The organism is Rossellomorea sp. YZS02 (genome assembly GCF_033963925.1).
Taxonomy (GTDB): Bacteria; Bacillota; Bacilli; order Bacillales; family Bacillaceae_B; genus Rossellomorea.
In genome coordinates, this window is sequence record NZ_JAXBLY010000008.1 from 87,159 (window position 1) to 108,703 (window position 21,545).

Consider the following 21,545-nt stretch of genomic DNA (forward strand, 5'->3'; position numbering starts at 1 on the left):
TACCAAAAATACAGGCGGGATAGAACTACGAAAATTTGACAACCGGAATGAAAGCATCCTTTTATCCCTGCACCTTGAAGCTTTTATCACGTTTCAAAATATAATCGGCTACATTTCTACCGCTGATTGTGACCATCGGTGATCCTCCCCCGGGGTGAGTCGTTCCCCCGACGTAGAAGAGGTGTTCAATGTCCTTGCTTACGTTTGAAGGACGAAGGAAAGCTTCGGTCATACGGTGGGAAGCGAGACCGTAAAGAGACCCTTTATAGGCAGAGAATTTACGCTTTATTGAGTTCGGGGTATAGATCCTCTCCACTTCTAAGGAATCACGGATGTTCAGGCCCTTTGTTTCCAAGATATCATAAATCTTGTCTTTATAAGATTGAATTTCTTCAACGCTCATTTCAATTGCAGGGGCATTGATTAGGATAAACAAGTTACTACCCTTGGTTATGGTTGGATCAGTTGCTGCCGAATGGCTGATATAGATGGTTGGATCACTTGGGAGAGATTTCTCTTTAAAGATTTCATTGAACTCTTTCATGTAATCCTCTGTAAAATACACTTGATGATGATGAACGGATTCCTGGAAGGTTTTGAGACCTGCCAGAATCACAAAGGCAGAAATGGAAGGTTCATAGGAATCAAGTTTACTGTCGGGATGGCTCGGACGATGTTTCTCATGAATAAGGTGCTTCGTAGCCGTGATGAAATCTCCATTCACGATTACATCTTGAGCAGGCATCATTTCGCCGCCCGAGGTAATGACACCGACGGCTTTTTCTCCCTTCACAATGATTTCCTTCACTCTCACTCCCAAGTGCACTTGTCCCCCAAGCTCTTTAAAGAAGGAATAAAACCCTTCCGCAATCCTCGGATTCCCACCTTTCGTATAATACACCCCTTCATTCATCTCCAGATGACCGATCAATGAAAAGGTAGCAGGGCATTCGTACGGCGACGAACCAATGTATGTGGCATACCGGTTGAACACCTTCAACACATCCTCATCCTGAAAGAATCTTCTGTGGAAATGATTCATCTTCTCTAAGGGACGGACCTTCATGAAGCGATAAGTAAGAGACGGGGAAAGGTAATCTTTCCATGAACTGAAAACACGATGAAAGAAGCCTTTCTCAGCCTGTTTATAGAGCTTTTCAACTTCCTTTAAATACTCTCTGTAATGAACTGCTCCATATGAATCGATGGCTTCAAGTTCTTTCACCATCTCGTCGGTATCCGCCGATTGATAAAGAATCTTTCCATCTGGAAATATGTTTTTCGTGTGTTTTATCAGTCTTTCAAACTCGAAATAACGGGACGAGTCCCCCCCTGCATCATTGATCACTGATTGAAAGACATAAGGCATCGTAATAGTATTCGGACCGAAGTCAAAGGAATATCCTTCTATGTCAACAGACATCATTTTCCCACCTGGGTGAAGGTTTTCTTCTACAATCGTAACATGATACCCTTTGCTTTGAAGAGAGATTGCGGCCGATAACCCTCCTAATCCCCCTCCAATGATGATAATATTCTTCATGAGTAGGTTCTTCCTTTCCAAGTGTATCCTTGTTTTTTCAATCCTCTCATCATTGACGCCCACATGATGACGATAAATGCCAAAGATGCCAAAGGGATCAAGAGAAAATGCCATTTGGATTGATTGGATGCAAGATCAATCATGAACGTTTGTAACCAGATCGAAAGTAACGGTATAGAATAGCTCCACTCCCCTTGCACCAAACCAAAAAGAGCCAAAGGCAGTGGGGTTATGTAGAAAATAGAGTAAAAAAGCGTGAGGAGGACTACCGAGACCGGACTCCTTCCTGTCCCGATGAATATATTCTTCATAAAACCTTCCCAAACCTCCTTGTCCGTATCGTACATATGACAGGTCACGTCAAAACTATTATTGACAAGAGTCACCTTCCACCCTTTTTCCTTTACCTTGCGTGAGATATGAACATCTTCCAATAGGGACGATTTCACAGCCTCGTGGCCTCCGCAATCATCATAAGCCTCTTTCCTGAAAAACATAAATGCTCCATGAGCCGCTGTAAATGCTCGTTTGGTTGTATGATTAGACACGAATAGCGGCAGGTGGAAATACACGAGAAAATGCTGAAAAGGCACAAGCATTTTACTAAGGGGGGTCGGTATGGGAAAGCGGGGAAACCCTGTTACCAGCCCGGATCCATATCGATTCATCTGATATAATACCTTTTCGATAATGGAAGGAGACACTCTGACATCTGCGTCAAGATAAAGGTAGTATGATCCGGAAGCATGTCGACTCAATTCCCTGCAGGCATGTACCTTTCCTACCCAGCCTTCAGGAAGGGGTGTTCCGTCGATGATCTTGAAACGGGGATCGCCTTTCGTACATTCGATCAGAAGTTCTCTCGTTCGATCCGTCGATCCATCATCCAGCAGAATGAATTCCACAGGTGAATGGGTGATCTCACGTATACTTTCAACGAGGCCCTTCACATTTCTTTCCTCGTTTCTCATCGGAACCATGACGGTAACCAATTCATTTGTGTTTGATTTATGTGACAACTTCGGTAAAAAAAGAAGGTTGATAAACGTAGCCAGCACAAAGAGGAGGGTTATCAGTATAAACAAAATCATGCCTTCTTCACCTCTACTTTCTTCCCTTCCAAAAGCTCAGCCACTCACTATTGGTCGGAAAACCTTTCAGCATTTGTACAAAACCTGAAATATCTTCTTGAATAATGTCAGCTTTAAGATGATCGATCCTTGTTTCCAAAAGAACTCTAAGCATATTTGTACGTTCTTCCCTTGAAGAAGTCTGACCCGTTTCCTCATCGCAGACCCGAATGAATAACTCCGGTCTTTGATCATGACGAAAAGTATAATAAAACGTTACCGTGGTGATGGTGATGCCTGGATTTCGTTCGCATAAATAACCCGGTCCGCTCATGAAGGAAATGGGCCGCTTTTCAAGATGCTCTTCCTTCCCTTGTGGAAAGATCCAGACCGTTTTCTTTTCTTGAAGGCATTTTTCAGCAAACCGTAATGAAGTGACTAAATCTTTGGGCGAATCCGGATTCACTGAGAATGCTCCTATTTTGCGAAAAAAAGGGTAATCCTCCATGCCTTTCTGACTCATCATGGCATAGCTGTCTTCCTGGATGACTTTATGATTTAAGTAAAAGACCAACAAACCATCCCACCAGCTGGAGTGATTCGCAAGTACCAGATGACCGGAATCGGGCTTAAAAGAAGTTCTCCTGTCATCTATCCATACTCGATAGAAATGCTTTTTCAGCTGATAGGAAAGATAACCTGAAAACAGCTGTTGAAATCTTTTACTTTTTTTTGGCTCAATCATGCTACCTTCTCCATTCGTGTTCTAATAACCAGAGACACCGTGTAAAATACGAAAGTGACCATAACGGCAAGCCATAACCCTTCTACTATTGCCGTTACCACAAACATAAAAATAACCAAGAAATATAATCTCCTCATCCTGCCGCTCCATGTAGTAGAATACATTTCCTGCTTGATCAGCACATATAAGATGCATTGTATGAAAAATGAAACGAAAAACCATCCTAAGAAATTTTGAGTGGGAATATCATAATATAGCCCCCCCTGATCCCATACCCAATATTCGCGTCCTTTATATGCAACAGGGTCGATGATCAAATCCATCGTGACAGCTAAAAGTGAGGTAACCGAACTGTATAGTACGCCCCCCATCACCGTTTTTCTTCTACTGAGGAGAAATTCAAAGTGGGACATACTCGTGAATACTACCATGACCCAGGCAAAGCCAATTGTCACTGGCACTCCGAACATTTGAATTCCAAAATCTCTTTCATAATGGTAAGACCCGAAGATAAAACCATAATGCACGCCTAAACTTTCAGCGAGAATCGTAAGGAGCATAATACTTAAGGAAATAATAAGCCCCTGGAAGTCCCTGAACTTCTTGATTGCATAAAGAATGGCCAAAAACCCGGCTAAATATAAGAAAACGGCATTTGCCCACTGCAGGGCATCGGGAAGCATGTCCAATGAGACAAGGATGACCCCCACTCCATACCATATTAAGAATACAATCCAGATCCAGTCCTGCCACTTCTTAGTCATTTTTCATCTCCCATTCAGTTCGTTTTTATCCAATCAGCGATAAATATCATTGCTTCTTACGCACATTCCACTCTCTATCCCTTTTAAAATATGGTACAGTATGATAGTAATTCATCATGCAGTATCCGTAGAAATTCTGGAGGAGTTCAATATATGAGAGAAACCCATACAATCAAGGAAAAGATTTCACAGCTATCCATCATACTGATTCCCATCCTTGTCACACAGCTCGGCATGTTTGCCATGAATTTCTTCGACACAATCATGTCAGGGAAGTATTCTCCCGCAGACCTTGCAGGTGTGGCCATTGGTTCATCCCTTTGGGTACCGGTTTTTACAGGTTTGAGCGGGATTCTCCTTGCCGTCACCCCCATCGTCGCTCAATTGATCGGAGGAGGGAAAAAGGGGGATGTACCTCATACCGTCCTCCAAGGTGTATATGCAGCTATTGCATTATCCCTGATGGTAATGGTGGTGGGAGGATTCATCCTGAACCCTGTGCTCAACGGAATGAACATAGATGATGAAGTACGTATGATTGCAAAGCAGTATCTGATAGCCTTGTCATTCGGCATGATCCCTCTATTCATCTATAATGTTTTGAGATCATTCATCGATGCACTGGGAATGACGAGGACCACCATGTTTATTACACTCCTTTCACTGCCGATCAATGTGATATTTAATTATCTTCTCATTTTCGGTAAGCTTGGATTTCCTCCACTTGGAGGAGTTGGTGCAGGTGTTGCGTCTGCCATTACTTACTGGCTCATTACACTCATTGCTTTTTGGGTCGTTCATACGAAAATACCATTTAGCCAATATAATGTTTTCGGTACCATGCACAAGCCTGACATTTCGAAATGGAAAGAACTTTTTGTAATCGGGGTACCCATAGGCTTATCGATCTTCTTTGAAGTAAGTATATTTTCGGCTGTTACCTTGTTAATGAGCAATTATGACACCTTCGTCATAGCCGCTCACCAGGCAGCCATCAATTTCGCTTCGTTTCTCTACATGATCCCGCTTAGCATTTCTATGGCTTTAACCATCGTTGTAGGGTTTGAGGTTGGTGCCAACAGGCTTCGGGATGCAAAGGTTTACAGCTGGATGGGTGTCGGCTTCGCTTTGCTCTTGGCCGGCATATATGGTGTAATATTACTCGTTTTCCGTTCAGAAATTGCTTTCCTGTATTCCGATGATGTGTATGTATTGGAACTAACGGCTCATTTCTTATTGTATGCCGTATTTTTCCAGCTCTCCGATGCGATACAAGCCCCTGTACAAGGAGCACTAAGAGGTTATAAAGATGTGAATATCACCTTTATGATGGCCCTCATTTCCTACTGGGTGATTGGCCTGCCGTTAGGATATTTTCTTGCTAACTACACTGACTTTGGACCCTATGGCTACTGGCTTGGGCTTACATCAGGTTTAACTGCAGGAGCCATTACGTTGTCCGGCAGGCTCCTATTCATACAGAAAAAGTATAGAAAACAATATGAAAACTTTTGAATGAAAGAGCCACGGCCTTATCCACTGCCGTGGCTCTTTATTGATGAAATACCTTCCCCAGAACATCCTTGCCTCCTGTAACAGGAATGATGGAACCTGTGATGAAATCAGATTCTTCTTGGCACAGGAAGGAAATGACCCTTGCTAGATCCTCCCCTGTACCAGGCCTCCCGATTGGAGTGTTTGGATCCTGATGTTCTTTCGCACTGCTGATTTCTCTTTCCTTCCACTCCCCTACGATATCTCCTGGGCATACCATATTCGCGGTTATTCCATTATGCGCTTCTTCGATTGAAATTGTTTTTGTGAAGGAAGCAAGGCCAGCCTTTGCCGCCGCGAACGCAGAACGATAGATCCAGCCCGGTGCTGATTCGACACGGTCATATCCAAATGTGATGATCCTGCCCCATCGCTTTTCCCTCATTTTAGGGATCACTAACCTTGATAAGTAAAATACACTATTTAAATTCCCATTCACTATGTAATTCCATTCTTCCGGAGAGTAATCGGCAAATGATTTTCTCTCTTTGACATATGGACCTGCGTTATGGATTAAGATGTCGACGCTTTCCACCTTTCTCCAGATTTCTTCGGCCATCTGTTCACATTCTTCCGGTACAGAAATATCCCCTTTTATAGGGATGATGGTATTCGTATATTGATGGGCTAAGTCAGAAACCAGGTTCTCAACAAATCCATCATTTTTTCTGTAGTTCAGGATAACGGTGTACCCTTTTCGGGAGAACTCTTCGACCGTTTTCCGCCCGATCCCTTTTGATCCACCCGTTATTAGTACCACTTTTTCTTTCATCAAGCTCAACTCCACGTCCTCGTTATATTTCAATAGTAAGAAGGATTATGCCGAAATGCAAATGTAAGCTCTTAATTAGTGTATGAATAATCCAATATCGTTATCATTTTGCTGAGGAGGCTCGGCCGAACGTCCGTGGAAAGCGGAGCAGTTCCCTTCACCCTCCTGCACCATAACTTAATTGACAGAGGATCGTAAATCTTAGTTTGTATGCGAATAGCAACAATCTTTGTGAAAAGAGCCTTTTAAAAAGAATCCAGAATATCATTTCATAAATAATGAAAGAATAAAAAAAGCAGTCTCTCAATGAGAGACTGCTTCGGTGCATAAAGAATTATTTACCGATGAATTGTTGAGTCCAGTAGTTACCGTTTTCTACATAACCTACACCGATGTGAGTATAGTTTGAGCTCATGATGTTTTTACGGTGACCTTCACTGTTCATCCATGCTTGTACCACTTCTTCAGGAGTCTTTTGACCCATTGCGATGTTTTCACCTGCAGAGCTGTACTCAATGCCAAACTGCTTCATCATGTCGAATGGAGAACCATACGTAGGGCTTGTGTGAGAGAAGTAGTTGTTCGCTTGCATATCACGAGACTTCTCACGTGCCACTTTGCTTAGTTCTGCATCTACTTTAAGCGCAGGAAGTCCTTGTTTTGCACGCTCTTGGTTTGTTAACTCTACTACTTGCTGTTCGAACTGGCTTAATTGACCAGACTGTTCCGTAGCTTGTTCTGATGGTTGCTTCTGCTCATTTGCAGCAGGTGCTGGTGCCGGTGCTTCAGCTTCTGGAGCCGGTGCTTCAGCTTTTGGAGCTTCAGACTTAGGTGCATCCGCCTTTGGTGCTTCCTTAGCTGGTGCCGGTGCAGCCGCTTCTGCTTTTGGAGCCTGTCCCTTCAATAACTCTTGTACATTAATATTCTGACCGTTGATTTGATATTTTGATAGAACATCTTGTACAAATTTATTAAGATCTTCTTGATTTCCATTATATTTAAATGCGTTCGCTTGTTGAACGACCTTATCTGGTGTTGGGCATGGTGCTGCAGCGTCAGCTTTCCCTGCTGCGAATGGAGTTGCTAATAATGTTAATGCTGTTGCTGTTGAAACCATCATTTTCTTATTCATAAAAATGAATTCCTCCTTGGTAAATGTGTTTTTCTTTGCTGCACATTCATCATACCACCCTGTTTTTGTTACATTTACGGGAGAACTTGGTAACTGGGAATCAATTGTTCTATTTTGAAAGACAATTTTCTATAGTACTATAGTAACCACTGATTCTATCAGGGAGAAAAGCATTCTTATTTGATTTACTTACATTTCCAACAGCTGAATGATTTGGATTCAGCAACTAATTATTACCGGTATATGATTCTTGACAGGTTTTGAACAGCTTATATAATGTAACGGATATTACAGAAACGTTTCAAAGAATGGGTGGATTCACCCTAAAGAAAGGTATTCATTACATTTTTTGTCAGAACCGATGATCAAATACCCTTCTACAGTGAATCCCAACCGTGTTAATTGCCTCACCGCTACATTACACTCGACTTGATTGCCTCCCATTACAAGAAGAGGTCCTTCAGGAATGTCGCTGAAATATCTTCTAATGTACCCACAGGGCAAGGCAACAACATCATCACAAACTCCTTTGGAAGAGTCTTGATAATCCCTGACGTCCACTACAATATATCCGGACGTAACTTCTTGAGAAAACCATTGTTTTATTCTTACTGGAAAATAACGATAGTACATCATATATAAAAATACACTGGCCAGTAATAAGAGAAGAACTAGCATATTGGCATCATCCCTTTAAATTAATCTTTCTCCATTATATACCTACACAGGTATGCAAGAAAGGGAAATGCTCAAATTTTCCTCATTAGGATTCCATCGAGTCTTTATTTAATTGTTCAGCAATCTCTATATGTAGTTCAATCAATCCGACTTTATGTTCATTTGAAATGCCGGACTCCGCTACTCTCTTAGTAGCACTATAATATTTATCTTTCCACGATTTACGGATCCGTGGATGGCTATTCGCATCTTCAAGTTCACGTTTGATGGCTTCTTTCAATACTTGTTCCGCCGAATTATCATGTTCGGTCAATTTACGGTTATTCCATATCTGCCTATAAGATTTCAGCAGATCAATGAATACATCCGACATATTCAAACATCCTTTACATAAAAAATTGATTTATTAAGCATACTAGAAAAAAAGAAGAAAGGTGATCCCTATGACTACACCGTATCGTTGCCCTGGATGTAAAACGAATCGCACTCGATTCAATATTATACAACAAGTGCCTCAGAGTGTGAAACTTGATCCTGCTTCCGGAGAAGTCGTTCAAAGTTATGAACAAGGACAACTCGACCCATTTCATATGGCTTACAACGGACCGGAATTGAAAGTTCAATGTGCCGCTTGTGGACTTGTTGAAGATGAAATGACCTTCAAGAAATTTGGAGAAAGCACTATGTAAATGAACGAAAGGACAGACCCCGACTGATCTGGGTCTGCCCTTTTCATTTTATTGATTCGAAGCTTCTTTTAGCTTTGTTTCTTTTTCTTCTTCGGTCATATCTTTATTCGACATTCTTAATGGTATTTCCTTCATAAAGAAGGTTAGTACGAATCCGACAAGAAGAATGATGGCTCCTATAAAGAACACATTCGTTAATGCATAGCTTAAAGATTCCCTGACTCCATCCAAAATGGAGGCATAAACACCCTGGAATTCTTTCGGTAATGTGGATTGAAGCTCTTTTAATTTTCCTGAGTTCATGATGTTTTGAGGATCTTGGAGCTGCTTCATCACCCCGCTGGTTTTAGGATCTGTCAGCAATGGTGAATCTTTCACTGCGGACATTTTCTCCGTCATTTTGGACGTCATGGAAGAATTCATCACCGTTCCCATGATGGCCACACCGATTGTCCCCCCGATTTGTCTGAATAACTGTGTAGCTGCCGTGGCAACTCCGAGGAACTTATGCTGAACGGCGTTTTGAACAGTAAGGGTAAACACAGGGAAGCTGAGCCCAAGCCCTGTCCCCACTATAATGATATTGAATAACGCTCTTGCATTGGTCGTGTCTGTATCCATGAAGGATAACAGAATCATCCCCGTACTCATGACAAACAAGCCGATCAGGGCAAGAAACTTATATTTACCAGTCTTTGTAATGATTTGTCCACCGATTGTACTTGCGAATACCATGCTCAATGTCATCGGCATCATGACCAGTCCTGACTTAGTGGCGGAAGTCCCCATCACGCCTTGAATAAAGAATGGCATATACATGATGGCACCGAACATTCCTGCTCCGAGAATGAATCCGATAATATTTGAAAGGGTAAAGATCTTATTCTTAAATAATTGCAGTGGAAGCACAGGGTTACTTGCCCGTTGTTCCGTAATGATAAATAATACAAGTGCTACAACCGAGGTTGTCAGTAATCCTATGATCTGAAGGGAAACCCACTCATAATCATTTCCACCCCACGTAAAAGCGAGTAATAATGGAATGATCGTCAAGGTTAACATGACTGAACCTAAGTAATCCACTTTCAGTCCTTTATTTGGCTCCTGAGAAGGGAACATTTTATATATCATCCCGAATGCGATGAATCCTACCGGAAGGAATACCCAGAAGACCCAGTGCCAATCGGCATTATCCACAATCCAACCTCCGAGTGTCGGACCGAATACACTAGCCAAACCAAAGACACTGCTCATTAACCCCTGCCATTTCCCTCGTTCACGAGGGGAGAATAAGTCTCCTACTGCAGTAAATGCCGTGGACATAATCATCCCTGCCCCAAATCCTTGGATACCTCTGAAAATGATTAACTGGATAATGGAAGCGGAAAGTCCGTTCAAGAAAGAACCAATCATGAAGACGGCAATTCCAAGTAAGATGAAAGGCTTCCTTCCATACATATCGGATAATTTACCTACCAGAATGGCTGTTACCGAACTGGTTAACATGAAGATGGTAAATACCCAGCTATAATAATCCATACCTCCAATTTCAGAAATGATCTTGGGCAATGCAGTCCCAACGATGGTTTGATTCAATGCTGCGAATAACATGGCCGACATGATGGCAATCATGATCAATACTTTCTTGCGATGTTCTAAGTGCTCCATATTTTCTGTCTCCCTTAATATTTATAGTATGAATAATTAACCAACTTAAGTAAATGAGCATAATAGAAGGGATGACCCTTTTTATGGTCAACCCTTTTCCACTCCTACTACACTTTTGTTCCAAGTATAAAAGGATCGTATCTTCACAAACGATTACTTGCGTATTGATGAACTTAACAGTTTCTCAAACAATTCTATCAAATGGTTGATTTCGTCTTTATCAAAGGTCTGGAATAACTGTTGAAAATAGTGTGATTTTTTCTCTTCACACTGTGCCAGCACTTCCACCCCTTGAGGTGTGAGCGTCAACTCTACGACTCTACGATCTTCACTTGACCGCTGTCTTGTGATATAGCCTTTTTCAACTAATGTATCCGTAATGGATGTAATATGACTCGCAGATACTTCCATACGCTTAGAAATCTCAGAGGATTTCAATGCACCATTTTCCCTGATAAGTTGAAGCACCCGAAATTCTCCATTAGAAATGAATTCTCCAAAGATGGTTCGAATATCTGATTTCATCATTCTAAAAACGGATCTAAATAATCCTTCTAACTCGAACAATTCTTTTCCCACAAAAAATCGACCTTTCTTACACTCGATAAATACTTCACTAAGTTAACTATTAAATCATAAACATTTTACCCGATATTGTCAATGGTTTGAACTCGTTAATAACATAATGATGTTTACTCCCCATTTAGAGGATAACACGATCATCAGTGATAACCCTAAACCGCAAAGTAGCCCGGTTAGTAATCGAAGGGGGTTCGTACTTTGCCTCCACCCCCATTTTTGAGTGAATCCATCCATTAGAAGTGTACTTATGAAAATACCTCCCAATAATAGATGAACGACAGACAAGAATTGGACTAACCCTGATGCGAAAGGGATTCCGATGATAATCCCCAACAGGATCCCCATACATCTGTAGCATAACGGAAACTGTTTTCCCCATAAGATCATCGATCGTTCCTGCATTCTGTGACATGGCATAAAGGAGAGTGTAATCCATTCTTTCACTTCATTTCCCCCCTAAGGACTACAATCCGGAGTACAGTCACAGTCCGGTGAATCACAGTCAAATTTATTCCCTCGGAGAGTCGGAAGACAATCAGGTGAATAAATGGCGCAGTCCCAACAATCATTCGTCCTTTGTTTATTTTTCTGTTTTCTCTGATAGGACACGATCGTCCAGATGAACAATAGGATGCTGATAACGATTAATCCGGTAAATATCACTAACTGAAGTTTCGTTTCATACATACTCAACCCGTATACTCCAGTGATAAATAATATGAGTTCCACACTAAACAACAGAAACACCAAAAGGATTCCCCCACCCCGTGTATTACTTCATCAAATCGATTTCTTGTAATGACTGTATTATTTCTTTTTTATGTAAATTTTCTCCAATTATGACAAAGTTGGTTGGGTAATTCATTTCACCAGGCATGAAGAGGGGCATCCCATATGAATACTGAAATAATGTTGGGTGTTTCCTTCCCTGCAGCGGTACATACCCCTTCATCCTATAAATGGTATCAGATTGTGCTTTCACCCATTCCTCAAAGGCTTCTCCATTAACCTTTCCACTAAAGGTATAGACGACCGCCTGCAGAGTTAAATGATCACCGAGGGGGGCCCGTTCGTGGGAAACCGCCACTCGATCTGCCCTAAGAGAGAGGATATCTTCCATAGATACTCGGGAATAATTCGTTAAATACACTTTGGCATTCTGATTGATTTGCTGTAACTCATATGAGAAAGTTCCCTGCTCCATTTCAGTTAGCAAGTCCATTTTATTTGCAACTATGTACTGGGCATGGCGAATTTGTTCCCTCATTAAATGTAAGACTGCCGGACTGAAGTCTCCCCTGTTTCGCCACTGCAGACCATCCACCACTGTGATGATGCCCCTGAATTCGAATCGATTGGCAAACAGCGGGGACAGAATGGAGTCGACCACTTCAACCGGATGTGCCGCACCCGTCGTTTCAATGATCAGAACATCAAATTCTTCATTCAATAAAAGTTCCTGAAGCTGAGACTCCAATTTTTCCGATATCGTACAACATATGCAGCCATCCAGAAGCTCCCTTAACGCTGTATCATCATTAACTGCATCACTGTCGATTGATACATTACCTAATTCATTCATCAATACTGCCGGTTTTTTATTTTGATCCTTCAAGGATTGCAATAATTCTTTCAGTAAAGTCGTTTTTCCACTGCCAAGAAATCCTGATAATATGTATACATCCTTTTTCATGCAATCTTCCTTTCCATAGATTCCTAACAATATTCTATTAGAAAGTTAATTAGAACACAACGGACATGACCATTAAAACATCAACCTATTCACAAGAATTATTCGTCTAAAGAGCGTTATCCCTCTCTATCCACGCATAGAATGTAATATGTAATATCAGTGCAAGCTTACCGTTGAATAAACCGTTTGGAAGAAAGAGTTTCGTGATGATTCATCAAAAGGTGGGAAGAACATGTATTATGAGAAGATTGTTCCGTTAAAGTTAAGAGATTTCCTGAAGAATCCTTCTCATGAAACATTGAAGGATCTATTGCTTCATAACACCGGTGAGACGGATTATGTGGACTTTAAATCTGATTGGATCGAATTCACCAAGATGGCGAAACATATCCTGGCGATTTCCAATACAGGAGGAGGATGCATCATCATCGGTGTCATGCAATTCGATGATGGATCCATTGATCTGAAAGGGTTGACCGATGAAGAGTTTTTGGATAAAGCAGATGTTGACAATAAACTGCAACACCTGCTGCCTAAATATTTACGATATAGAACAGAAGACTTCATTTTCCCTGAAAGGACCCACCCGCTCATGAGTCTTAAACGATTTCAAGTCCTTATCATCGATTATGATCCAAGATATGTTCCCTATACTTCTATTGTCACCAGAGGGGATTTGAGATACGGTGCCATCTATGCACGGCAAGGAACAAAAACAATTGAAGCAACACATGATAAGCTGGTCGATGTCATTCTCCGCAAAGTTCAGTCTGGTGGCTCTGACAGTGATGAACGAACATTAAAGGAACATCTCGAGCATTTAAAGATCCTTCATTTGGAACATGATCAGGCGGAAGACCAGAAGTATAAGAACTATCTTCATGATTTGATCATTAGAAAAATGAAGAAGATTGAAATCTTCCTTGACCTTGATTCTTCTGAATTTCATTCTTGGTGATTGGAACTGAGAAATTCCCTAATGGCTTCTCGATTCTTTTGTTCATTCATATCCAGAACTAATCCTGCGTGTGATGTCGAAAGATCCGTGAAGCTTCCTTCTACAGGGATTCGAAGGGTTTCCACATTATCTATAGGATTTAACAAGACAGACATTCCGTATTTTATTACCTCGCTTGTTGAAGTAGAGGTTTCAACGTTATCCAGTCCTTCTCTGATTAAGGAAATGACGGTCGTAACCCCTTCACCCGATTGGATATCTTCCATGAGATTCTTTTCAGCCAGTTGAATGATTTCCTGCTGTCTTTCCACACGTCCGAAATCGTTGTCACCATCTCCCCTGAACCTTACATACTGCAGGATTTCCTCTCCTTTCAACACTGCTTTCCCGGGTTCTTTCTCCCATTTCCAGTGATTGATCATCGGCTGGGTTATCGTAACCCCGATTCCTTTTGGAAATACAAGATCCATCATATTGGTGAAATGTTGAAAATCAATCTTTACAGTATGATGAATCTTCAGGTCGAAGTTTTGTTGTATCGTTTCAGCCAGCAGTTCTTTTCCTCCCCATGAATAGGCATGATTGATTTTACTCTTCTCATATCCGGGGATATCTACGAAAGTATCCCTCATGATGGATACCAGCTTCATCGTTGATGATTGGGGAGTGTATTGTGCCACCATCATGACATCAGCACGAGATGCTTCATTCTGGCGCTGATCAGAACCGATCAACAGGAAATTAATCGGATCCTTCATCTCAATAGGAAAGGTTTCACCCTTATCACTTAAAAGGCTTTCAGGGGACGGACCTTGATCCCTTACCGGTAGACCACCATCTTTCCAAAAAGGAGAGCAGCTTATTACAACAAGGGAAGAAAGCATGATGGCAAGGAGTAACACTATCTTTTTCATATCATCACCTCATATATACTTTCATTGTTGGTAACGAATGCTTTTTCTATACGAGGTATCCGCGTCCAATTGAGCTCTCAGACATGATATAAAAAAAAATCCCAGGTTGAATTACCTGGGATCTTTTTTTATTGTTGCTTATTTAAAACTTCAATTGCTTTTTTCAATTGGGGATCGTTTTCTTTCAGCTTTTCTCTAAGGTCAGTCATAAGCTTCAGGATGGTTTCCCCATTTAGTGTACCCGTTACTTCAAGATCATTATTCCCTTGGAAGTCTTTAACAGCTTTCGTTGTTTCTTCATCGTAATAACCGTCTACTTTTCCAGGTTCAATATCCAATGCTTTTAGCATTTGCTCAGCTGTTTTAACCCCGTCGGATAAATCTTCTTCTTTCATTTCCTTATCGGGATTGATATAAGGAAGCTGTGCATAATCGGGCTGTTTTACTTCCACATCCGGTTTGATTCCCTTCTCATGAATCCAGTTACCCTTAGGTGTGAGCCATTTAGCTGTCGTGAATTTCATGTTCGATCCATCTTTGAACGTCTCAGCCGTTTGGACAGTCCCCTTACCGAATGTCTTCGTTCCAATGAGAGGAATATCATTGGATTCGCTCACAGCAGCTGAAAGAATCTCAGCGGCACTCGCACTACCTTCATCAACAAGAACGGCTGTTGGAACGTCTACCTTTTGACCTGATTCTGAAACATACTTCTCAACTTTACCTTTACTGTCTTCCACCTGGAATAATACTTCTCCTTCGGGAACAAAAAGGTTTGAAATCTTGACCGCTTGATCCAACAGACCACCTGGGTTTTGTCTAAGGTCGAGAACAAGTTTCTTCATACCTTTATCGTTCATTTCATTAAGAGCTTCTGTCAGTTCTTTGTACGTATTTTCGGAAAAACTGGTGATCTGGATTTCTGCCACACCATTATCCTTCATCTCTGCATATACCGTTTCAATCGGGATCTCATCCCTGGTGATGGTCACTTCCATCGGCTTATCCTGACCCGGGCGTTGAATGGTAAGCGTTACCTTTGTGCCTTTTTCTCCCCTGATAAGAAGGACCGCATCTGTCACTGACATACCCTGAATGCTTTTGTCATCTACCTTTGTGACGATATCGTTAGGCTGCAAACCGGCTTTTTCTGCTGGAGAACCTTTAATGGGAGAAACAATGGAAATATAGCCTTCCTTTTCCTGAATCTCCGCTCCGATCCCTTCGAACGAAGAAGAGATGCTTTCCTCAAATTTTTTCGCTTCTTCCTCATTCATGTAATCAGAAAACGGGTCTCCGACACTGTCAATCATGCCGTTGATCGCTCCGTTGACAAGAGTATCCTCATCAAGATCTTTGTAATAATTCTCATTTAATTTGTCATAGGCTTCATAGAGTTTTTGAAACTCCGAACGTTCCGTAACTCCGACGTTGACCGCTTTTTCATCGCCAAACGCCAGTGCGAACGTAGTAATCCCTGCTGTTAGGAAAACAAGGAAAAAGAGGAGCATGACAAATTTGAATTTTTTCATTTTTATGAAACTTGAATGCGTTTCCTGTTGAGATTGTTCTGTCTTATCTTGTTCCAAAGCTTCCACCACTTTCGTTGCTATGTAACTCCTGTAAATTTTCGTTTAGAATATCATGAAACATGCCACTGAGCAATCTTAAGCTCATAGCTTCTTCATTCTATCAGCTTTTCCAGCTTAGTGAAAGGAAAATCCATCGTCCCCATTATGATGTGTCAAAATCGTTGTAAAAAAACCTACTGTGCTGACAGCCAGTAAAGAATAAAGAAATGCCTCGGTCCCAATGACCGGAAAACCAACCAAAAGAACGATACTATCGAAAACAAAGATCAATTTGCCCACATTCAAGCCGAAACTTTTCCCAATCAACTGCGCCAATAAGTCTGATCCACCTGTGGCAGAATTCCCCCTCAGCATAAGACCAATCCCGATCCCGACAAACGTGCCGCCAAAAAACGCACTTATGAGCGGGGGGAAATCGACGGCCGTATGCCATTGATAAAAAAAGTCGATCATCAAGGAGGACAGCCAGAGACCGTGAATACTATTGTAAAAAAGAGCTCGGTCTTTCAGGAAAGCCAGGAAATAGAGTGGCACACTTAGTAGGATTATGGTAAGTCCCGGTTTAAAGCCAAACCAATAATGGGCAATTAGGCCGATTCCGATCATACCTCCGTCCAGGAAATGATGAGGGACGAAGAATAAATTGATGCCTATTCCAACAAAAACACTTCCTACAACAATGATGCTGAACACCCTCATCATAAACTCCACCCACCCGCTTCAAATTGGACAGCCCTATTATTGTTTTATGTGGGGTTACATGAATTCAGAACAAAGGGCGCAAGGAGTCGGCCAAGAGTTGTACATGAGGGGATTTTTCTTCTTAACTACAACCCAAAAAGGTCAGGTACCTGTGGCCCTGACCCTTTTCATTAGATTTTCTTTACATTTTGAAAGTACTCTTCCAGTGTCCAATCGTTTTCATGAATCACTTTCGAAGCGTCGCCGCCGACATATCTAAAATGCCAAGGCTCAAATTGATATTGAGTAATGGCAACCTTATCCTCAGGATAGCGAAGGATGAAACCGTATTTATACGCGTTCTCAGCAAGCCACTTTCCTTCTTTCGTTTCCGCGAACTCAATATTCACTTGAAATTGGTTGCTTTCACTAGAAATATCCATTGCTAATCCCGATTGGTGCTCACTTTGCCCAGGCGGTGCTACGGCCATGACCGCTTTTTCTTCACCATATTGTGCGATCTCCCTTTCAAGGAGCATTTTTTGGTACTCGTAGGAACGGTAACCAGAAATGGCAGTCAAAAAAACACCTTGCGCTTTTGCATCAGCGAACATTTTCTCAAGGTGCTGTGCGGCTTCTTTGCGCAGATGTGCCTTTTCGAGTTCCTGATTTCCGAATACGAAAGGCACGTTTGGTCGGACTAAATCAGCAGGTTTGTATTCGTCTAACGCGTATTCTTTATTCACAAGTGCTAATAAATTGGCTGGGTTCTGAATGACCTGCTTCCCATCCACAACCTTTACATCATTGAAGAATTGGGATTCCAACTGCAGTTCTTCAGGAACACTTTCTTCAGGTGGTTGTTCCGGTGCTGCTTGTTCATCCTGCTCTTCATCCGGTGTCTGGACCTCTGGTTCTTTCTGTTTCTCTTGCTGTTTTTGGCCAAATAAATCGTCTGACCACTCTTGTACTTGCGAGCACCCTGATAACATCACCAGAGAGGCAGCAGTTACGAAGATGATCTTTTTCATACTTTCACCTAGTTTCTCTAAAATGGTTCCATCCTCCATCTTACCATGTAAAAGGCTAGATGTAAGCAGGAGAAACTTCACAAAAATAAAAAACTGCCGATAATCCATTAAAGGATTATCAGCAGTTTCTACGATCTTACAGTTATGGATTACTCCTGAATGGCTGCTTCCAGGGCCACTTCGATCATTTCATTAAAAGTGGTTTGACGCTCTTCCGAAGTCGTTTCTTCACCTGTCAGGATATGGTCACTGACAGTGAGGACGGATAGTGCATTACGGCCATATTTGGCTGCTAACGTATAAAGGGCGGACGTTTCCATTTCTATGGCAAGAATACCATATTGAGCCCACTTTTCATGCTCTGCATTATCATTATAGAACATGTCAGCGGTGAATACGTTTCCAACCTTCAGGTTAAGACCTTTCTCAACTCCTGCATCATATGCACGTTTCAGCAGATCAAAGTTGGCTGTTGGCGCGTAATCGATTCCATTGAACGTTAATCTGTTCATTTGTGAATCAGTCGATGAAGTCATGGCAAGAATGACGTCGCGTACTTTCACATCCTTTTGGATGGCTCCACACGTACCGACACGGATTAAGTTTTGAACGTTGTAGCTTTGCATCAATTCATTGATATAGATGGAAATGGATGGAACACCCATTCCTGTTCCCTGAACGGAAATTCTTTTTCCCTTATACGTTCCTGTATAACCGAACATATTTCGGACTTCATTATAGCACGTCACATCTTCCAAAAATGTTTCGGCAATGTATTTCGCCCGTAGTGGATCACCAGGTAATAGTACCGTTTCTGCTATTTCGTTTTCTTTTGCATTAATATGTATACTCACTATCCTATTCCTCCTAACAAGAGTGTTGAAACACCATTGTAATCCTTTTTCTTATCATATGCAACGCTAGTAAATGGATGGATAGAACGCTTGATGAGAGGTCAAAATATAGTTAGAAGGAGTGATTGATCATGTCTAAAGAAAAAATGAGCAAGAAGCTGAAACAAGCGGTACAGCATGCAAATGAAACTAACCCTTCTACGCGATCCGGGACCCAGCCTAACTCTTCAAGAACAGAAAAACTTAAGTCATAAAAGAGGGGGATCCAGAAATGGGAAAAAAACATCGAAACAGAATTAATGCCCCTAAGAAAAATAATCATATCCCTAAAGAAGCATTAGATGCCGAGCATAATGCACACGGGAAAGAGAACACAGGGCGAAACAGAAAAAACGGTCCGGCGCACAATTTGTAAAAAATCATAACAAAAGGAAAGAATTCTCCCTAAGGGAGATTCTTTCCTTTTTAGTAAGTTTCGGTTTATTTAATGGATGACGATCCGATTCACTCTCTTCCATCCATTTGGCTGCAGACGGTAATAGAAATGCCCCCTCCGTCCCTCATCTATAAAGACGATGTCACGTGTAGCGATATACCTGCCCTCATAATCCTTTGGTACCAAATCCGGTACATTAAACGTTCTGAAGGTTTGATACAGGGCTTCATCATGATTATTTGCTTCTATAGAGATTCGATACACCTCTTCGTAACCTTTATCCTCCCCGTAATTCGGGGTTTGGAATATAGTCATGTCATATGTCGATCTCAAGAGCTTAGGACGAATGATTTTTTCAAGTAAAGGCATGAGTACCCCTCCATCAATATGTTGTACTCATACTATTACACAAACACTCTGTCGAATCCTTCAAAGAATCATAGGAACCTTTGTCGAATGTTACCATTATGCAAATTTATCTATAGCGTGCTGCAGTTTTGAAGCCAGTTGTAAAACATCTGAGGATTTGATTGTCATCTTGACCATGGATTCATCCATCTCGAGAGCCTCAGTCAGGAATCCACCCAAGCCCCGTGCACGTCTGTCGACTTCCAAAAGCAATTCAACCTGGTCTTCAGTTTGATTCAGGAACATGACTTCAAGTTCATCCAATTTACGCTGATAGGGACCATTGACAGGCACAAATTCAAATTCCTGGATGAATGGATATCTCCCCCTGTACCTGCGCGGTGCTTCTTCACATTCCACTTCTCGAATTCTGAAGCCAAGGTCCTGGACGGCAGTCAGGATGGAGTTAGTCAACGAGTTCGGTACAATCTCAATATAATCTTTATCTTTTGGATCGACAGCATTTTTAATATCGACCCCTGTAGCTACCCAAACCCTCGTATTGCCATAAGTAATCGGGGTTTCAAAAGGTAATACGAACGTAAAAGGGAACTCTTTTTTCTCCTGCTCCAACACAGTGAATGGATTTGAGATTTGTACCTTTTGAATTGGGGCATAATCTGTAAATTTTTTATCATCGGATTCTCGTATATATGTAGCGAAGAGAGTAAGATAGATGGCGTCTATACTCTGTTCCGTGCTTCCCCCTGTAATCTCCACAACCCCGTTGACCGTTTCTCCAGCCTCATAGCTTGACTTCTCCAATTTAGTATCGACCGTCGCAGCTCCAATTCCAATTGAAGCAAAAACTTTATTAAAAAATGACATATTACATCCTCCTCGTTTATCGTGCTTTTAATCTGCCGAGCACCCTTTTTAAATCCTCTATAAGCTCGGAACCCTCATGATATTCTTCTTCAATCTGCAGAAGCCTCCTTAGCACACCTTTTGTAGCCTGATGAATCGCTAGCTCCTCTTCCCAGCTTTTTTCCTTATTACATCTTGACTCATAAGATGAATATAGTAAAAATAACAGGAAATGACCGATTGCGTAAAAATCACTTTTCTTCGACTTTTCCCTCATATGATCCCTATGCTTCTCAAGGCTTTCCGACCCTGAGGACATTTCACATACGAGACCAAAATCGATGATTTGCAGGCCACTATCACCAAGCAGGATATTCGGAATTCTTAAATCCCGGTGTACATACCCTTTATGATGAATGCAGTCCACTAATTTCACTAACTGTAAAACGATTAGTAAGGATTCTTCCTCTGAATACTTTTTTCCTTCCTGAAATATCAATTCCTCAAAGGTCCGACCATTCATCTTCTCCATTAAAAGATATGGAATCCCCTTATGCTCACCAGCCCTTAGAAATGCAGGGAAGCTTGGATGAGATAAAGTTTCTAGTGCATCCCTTTCATTTCGGACATATTGGACGTGATCGCTAAATAACTTTTTGTAAGGGCGTATTCGTTTCAAAATCGCTTCTTCACCATTTTGAAGTGTAACCGAGTAGGTTGTGCCATAACTACCCTTTCCCACCAAATGGTTGATTTGAAACCCATCGATGATGGTACCTGGTTTCCAGGTGTATTCAAATGCATTAATCAACCTCTGAAAAAGCGTGGTGATCATATATGCTTCATCTCCCTGTCAGCTGCTAAAGAAACTGGAGAAAAAGCTTTTACTCTTATGCTTTTTATAGTGGTGATGTCCAAAATGTTTATGTTTTGATGATTTATACTTTTTCCAGGAGTCACTGGAACTGTAGTGA

General features: G+C 41.5%; 25 protein-coding genes. 5 read left to right on the forward strand and 20 right to left on the reverse strand.

The window, feature by feature from the left end; translation table 11 throughout:
• Positions 1-61 precede the first annotated feature (61 nt).
• From SLH55_RS09855 to SLH55_RS09870, 4 genes are read right to left on the reverse strand one after another with little or no spacing between them, the layout of a single operon-like run.
• Positions 62-1,543: a phytoene desaturase family protein gene (locus SLH55_RS09855; protein ID WP_320323323.1), complete on the reverse strand. Its 1,482-nt coding sequence runs from the start codon at positions 1,541-1,543 to the stop codon at positions 62-64.
• Positions 1,540-2,634: a glycosyltransferase gene (locus SLH55_RS09860; RefSeq protein ID WP_219168217.1), complete on the reverse strand. Its 1,095-nt coding sequence runs from the start codon at positions 2,632-2,634 to the stop codon at positions 1,540-1,542. The genes SLH55_RS09855 and SLH55_RS09860 overlap by 4 nt, the downstream gene beginning before the upstream one ends.
• Positions 2,635-2,647: 13 nt before the next feature.
• On the reverse strand, positions 2,648-3,358 hold the full coding sequence (locus SLH55_RS09865) for a lysophospholipid acyltransferase family protein (protein WP_219168218.1): 711 nt from the start codon (positions 3,356-3,358) through the stop codon (positions 2,648-2,650).
• Entirely contained in the window at positions 3,355-4,122 is a 768-nt protein-coding gene (locus SLH55_RS09870) for a carotenoid biosynthesis protein (RefSeq protein ID WP_320323324.1), read from the reverse strand. Before SLH55_RS09870 ends, SLH55_RS09865 begins: the two co-directional genes overlap by 4 nt.
• Positions 4,123-4,275: 153 nt before the next feature.
• Here SLH55_RS09870 and SLH55_RS09875 point away from each other — a divergent pair, with 153 nt between their 5' ends.
• Positions 4,276-5,637 (forward strand): MATE family efflux transporter, encoded by a 1,362-nt coding sequence (locus tag SLH55_RS09875; RefSeq protein WP_219168220.1) that lies wholly within the window; start codon positions 4,276-4,278, stop codon positions 5,635-5,637.
• 37 nt (positions 5,638-5,674) lie between these two features.
• On the opposite strand, the gene SLH55_RS09880 is transcribed toward SLH55_RS09875, so the two are convergent.
• The 4 genes from SLH55_RS09880 to SLH55_RS09895 all read right to left on the reverse strand — a co-directional run bounded on the left by SLH55_RS09880 (position 5,675) and on the right by SLH55_RS09895 (position 8,631).
• Positions 5,675-6,448 carry an SDR family oxidoreductase gene (locus SLH55_RS09880; RefSeq protein ID WP_219168221.1) on the reverse strand — a complete coding sequence of 258 codons (774 nt, stop codon included), beginning with the start codon at positions 6,446-6,448 and terminating at the stop codon, positions 5,675-5,677.
• Positions 6,449-6,782: 334 nt separating this feature from the next.
• Positions 6,783-7,580 carry a CAP domain-containing protein gene (locus tag SLH55_RS09885; protein ID WP_320323325.1) on the reverse strand — a complete coding sequence of 266 codons (798 nt, stop codon included), beginning with the start codon at positions 7,578-7,580 and terminating at the stop codon, positions 6,783-6,785.
• 318 nt (positions 7,581-7,898) lie between these two features.
• Entirely contained in the window at positions 7,899-8,258 is a 360-nt protein-coding gene (locus SLH55_RS09890; protein ID WP_219168223.1) for a hypothetical protein, read from the reverse strand.
• 85 nt (positions 8,259-8,343) lie between these two features.
• A complete protein-coding gene (locus tag SLH55_RS09895) occupies positions 8,344-8,631 on the reverse strand; it encodes a hypothetical protein (RefSeq protein ID WP_320323326.1) in 288 nt (95 codons plus the stop codon).
• A 70-nt stretch (positions 8,632-8,701) separates the two neighbouring features.
• On the opposite strand from SLH55_RS09895, the gene SLH55_RS09900 reads away from it, so the two are divergent.
• Positions 8,702-8,947 (forward strand): DNA alkylation repair protein, encoded by a 246-nt coding sequence (locus SLH55_RS09900; RefSeq protein WP_219168225.1) that lies wholly within the window; start codon positions 8,702-8,704, stop codon positions 8,945-8,947.
• A 48-nt stretch (positions 8,948-8,995) separates the two neighbouring features.
• On the opposite strand, the gene SLH55_RS09905 is transcribed toward SLH55_RS09900, so the two are convergent.
• From SLH55_RS09905 to SLH55_RS09920, 4 genes are all read right to left on the reverse strand, one after another.
• Positions 8,996-10,615, reverse strand: a complete 1,620-nt coding sequence (locus SLH55_RS09905) for an MDR family MFS transporter (protein WP_219168226.1) — start codon at positions 10,613-10,615, stop codon at positions 8,996-8,998.
• Positions 10,616-10,768: 153 nt separating this feature from the next.
• Positions 10,769-11,194: a MarR family winged helix-turn-helix transcriptional regulator gene (locus tag SLH55_RS09910; RefSeq protein ID WP_308807568.1), complete on the reverse strand. Its 426-nt coding sequence runs from the start codon at positions 11,192-11,194 to the stop codon at positions 10,769-10,771.
• Between the two features lie 78 nt (positions 11,195-11,272).
• Positions 11,273-11,641 carry a DUF2085 domain-containing protein gene (locus SLH55_RS09915; RefSeq protein ID WP_219168227.1) on the reverse strand — a complete coding sequence of 123 codons (369 nt, stop codon included), beginning with the start codon at positions 11,639-11,641 and terminating at the stop codon, positions 11,273-11,275.
• 328 nt (positions 11,642-11,969) lie between these two features.
• Positions 11,970-12,890: a CobW family GTP-binding protein gene (locus SLH55_RS09920; protein ID WP_219168228.1), complete on the reverse strand. Its 921-nt coding sequence runs from the start codon at positions 12,888-12,890 to the stop codon at positions 11,970-11,972.
• Positions 12,891-13,122: 232 nt separating this feature from the next.
• Between SLH55_RS09920 and SLH55_RS09925 the strand changes: the two genes are divergently transcribed.
• Positions 13,123-13,848, forward strand: a complete 726-nt coding sequence (locus tag SLH55_RS09925; protein ID WP_320323327.1) for an ATP-binding protein — start codon at positions 13,123-13,125, stop codon at positions 13,846-13,848.
• On the opposite strand, the gene SLH55_RS09930 is transcribed toward SLH55_RS09925, so the two are convergent.
• The 5 genes from SLH55_RS09930 to deoD all read right to left on the reverse strand — a co-directional run bounded on the left by SLH55_RS09930 (position 13,836) and on the right by deoD (position 18,920).
• Positions 13,836-14,762: an LCP family protein gene (locus SLH55_RS09930; RefSeq protein WP_219168230.1), complete on the reverse strand. Its 927-nt coding sequence runs from the start codon at positions 14,760-14,762 to the stop codon at positions 13,836-13,838. The two genes, SLH55_RS09925 and SLH55_RS09930, sit on opposite strands and share 13 nt — an antisense overlap.
• A 128-nt stretch (positions 14,763-14,890) precedes the next feature.
• Complete coding sequence (locus SLH55_RS09935) at positions 14,891-16,351, reverse strand: S41 family peptidase (protein ID WP_257475070.1); 1,461 nt, start codon at positions 16,349-16,351, stop codon at positions 14,891-14,893.
• Positions 16,352-16,468: 117 nt separating this feature from the next.
• On the reverse strand, positions 16,469-17,056 hold the full coding sequence (locus SLH55_RS09940; RefSeq protein WP_219168231.1) for a YitT family protein: 588 nt from the start codon (positions 17,054-17,056) through the stop codon (positions 16,469-16,471).
• Between the two features lie 170 nt (positions 17,057-17,226).
• On the reverse strand, positions 17,227-18,066 hold the full coding sequence (locus SLH55_RS09945) for a D-alanyl-D-alanine carboxypeptidase family protein (protein WP_219168232.1): 840 nt from the start codon (positions 18,064-18,066) through the stop codon (positions 17,227-17,229).
• A gap of 149 nt (positions 18,067-18,215) precedes the next feature.
• Positions 18,216-18,920: a purine-nucleoside phosphorylase gene (gene deoD, locus SLH55_RS09950; RefSeq protein ID WP_219168233.1), complete on the reverse strand. Its 705-nt coding sequence runs from the start codon at positions 18,918-18,920 to the stop codon at positions 18,216-18,218.
• A 131-nt stretch (positions 18,921-19,051) separates the two neighbouring features.
• On the opposite strand from deoD, the gene SLH55_RS09955 reads away from it, so the two are divergent.
• On the forward strand, positions 19,052-19,174 hold the full coding sequence (locus tag SLH55_RS09955) for a hypothetical protein (RefSeq protein WP_257475071.1): 123 nt from the start codon (positions 19,052-19,054) through the stop codon (positions 19,172-19,174).
• 17 nt (positions 19,175-19,191) lie between these two features.
• Complete coding sequence (locus SLH55_RS09960) at positions 19,192-19,335, forward strand: hypothetical protein (RefSeq protein WP_320323328.1); 144 nt, start codon at positions 19,192-19,194, stop codon at positions 19,333-19,335.
• Positions 19,336-19,404: 69 nt separating this feature from the next.
• On the opposite strand, the gene SLH55_RS09965 is transcribed toward SLH55_RS09960, so the two are convergent.
• The 3 genes from SLH55_RS09965 to SLH55_RS09975 form a co-directional block, all read right to left on the reverse strand.
• On the reverse strand, positions 19,405-19,725 hold the full coding sequence (locus tag SLH55_RS09965; protein ID WP_219168235.1) for a YodL domain-containing protein: 321 nt from the start codon (positions 19,723-19,725) through the stop codon (positions 19,405-19,407).
• A gap of 96 nt (positions 19,726-19,821) precedes the next feature.
• Positions 19,822-20,592, reverse strand: coding sequence for a sporulation protein (locus tag SLH55_RS09970; protein WP_219168236.1), 771 nt, complete (start codon positions 20,590-20,592; stop codon positions 19,822-19,824).
• A 16-nt stretch (positions 20,593-20,608) separates the two neighbouring features.
• Complete coding sequence (locus tag SLH55_RS09975) at positions 20,609-21,406, reverse strand: protein kinase family protein (protein ID WP_320323329.1); 798 nt, start codon at positions 21,404-21,406, stop codon at positions 20,609-20,611.
• Positions 21,407-21,545: the final 139 nt, after the last annotated feature.

What these genes read in the sequence shown, in the direction of transcription:
- SLH55_RS09895 (WP_320323326.1), bottom strand. Translation starts at nt 8,631, where the DNA reads ATGTCGGATGTATTCATTGATCTGCTGAAATCTTATAGGCAGATATGG.
- SLH55_RS09975 (WP_320323329.1), bottom strand. Translation starts at nt 21,406, where the DNA reads ATGATCACCACGCTTTTTCAGAGGTTGATTAATGCATTTGAATACACC.
- SLH55_RS09905 (WP_219168226.1), bottom strand. Translation starts at nt 10,615, where the DNA reads ATGGAGCACTTAGAACATCGCAAGAAAGTATTGATCATGATTGCCATC.
- SLH55_RS09940 (WP_219168231.1), bottom strand. Translation starts at nt 17,056, where the DNA reads ATGATGAGGGTGTTCAGCATCATTGTTGTAGGAAGTGTTTTTGTTGGA.
- SLH55_RS09930 (WP_219168230.1), bottom strand. Translation starts at nt 14,762, where the DNA reads ATGAAAAAGATAGTGTTACTCCTTGCCATCATGCTTTCTTCCCTTGTT.
- SLH55_RS09945 (WP_219168232.1), bottom strand. Translation starts at nt 18,066, where the DNA reads ATGAAAAAGATCATCTTCGTAACTGCTGCCTCTCTGGTGATGTTATCA.
- SLH55_RS09860 (WP_219168217.1), bottom strand. Translation starts at nt 2,634, where the DNA reads ATGATTTTGTTTATACTGATAACCCTCCTCTTTGTGCTGGCTACGTTT.
- SLH55_RS09855 (WP_320323323.1), bottom strand. Translation starts at nt 1,543, where the DNA reads ATGAAGAATATTATCATCATTGGAGGGGGATTAGGAGGGTTATCGGCC.
- SLH55_RS09885 (WP_320323325.1), bottom strand. Translation starts at nt 7,580, where the DNA reads ATGAATAAGAAAATGATGGTTTCAACAGCAACAGCATTAACATTATTA.
- SLH55_RS09900 (WP_219168225.1), top strand. Translation starts at nt 8,702, where the DNA reads ATGACTACACCGTATCGTTGCCCTGGATGTAAAACGAATCGCACTCGA.
- SLH55_RS09875 (WP_219168220.1), top strand. Translation starts at nt 4,276, where the DNA reads ATGAGAGAAACCCATACAATCAAGGAAAAGATTTCACAGCTATCCATC.
- SLH55_RS09970 (WP_219168236.1), bottom strand. Translation starts at nt 20,592, where the DNA reads ATGTCATTTTTTAATAAAGTTTTTGCTTCAATTGGAATTGGAGCTGCG.
- SLH55_RS09960 (WP_320323328.1), top strand. Translation starts at nt 19,192, where the DNA reads ATGGGAAAAAAACATCGAAACAGAATTAATGCCCCTAAGAAAAATAAT.
- SLH55_RS09920 (WP_219168228.1), bottom strand. Translation starts at nt 12,890, where the DNA reads ATGAAAAAGGATGTATACATATTATCAGGATTTCTTGGCAGTGGAAAA.
- SLH55_RS09890 (WP_219168223.1), bottom strand. Translation starts at nt 8,258, where the DNA reads ATGCTAGTTCTTCTCTTATTACTGGCCAGTGTATTTTTATATATGATG.
- SLH55_RS09955 (WP_257475071.1), top strand. Translation starts at nt 19,052, where the DNA reads ATGTCTAAAGAAAAAATGAGCAAGAAGCTGAAACAAGCGGTACAGCAT.
- SLH55_RS09880 (WP_219168221.1), bottom strand. Translation starts at nt 6,448, where the DNA reads ATGAAAGAAAAAGTGGTACTAATAACGGGTGGATCAAAAGGGATCGGG.
- SLH55_RS09865 (WP_219168218.1), bottom strand. Translation starts at nt 3,358, where the DNA reads ATGATTGAGCCAAAAAAAAGTAAAAGATTTCAACAGCTGTTTTCAGGT.
- SLH55_RS09925 (WP_320323327.1), top strand. Translation starts at nt 13,123, where the DNA reads ATGTATTATGAGAAGATTGTTCCGTTAAAGTTAAGAGATTTCCTGAAG.
- SLH55_RS09965 (WP_219168235.1), bottom strand. Translation starts at nt 19,725, where the DNA reads ATGCCTTTACTTGAAAAAATCATTCGTCCTAAGCTCTTGAGATCGACA.
- SLH55_RS09870 (WP_320323324.1), bottom strand. Translation starts at nt 4,122, where the DNA reads ATGACTAAGAAGTGGCAGGACTGGATCTGGATTGTATTCTTAATATGG.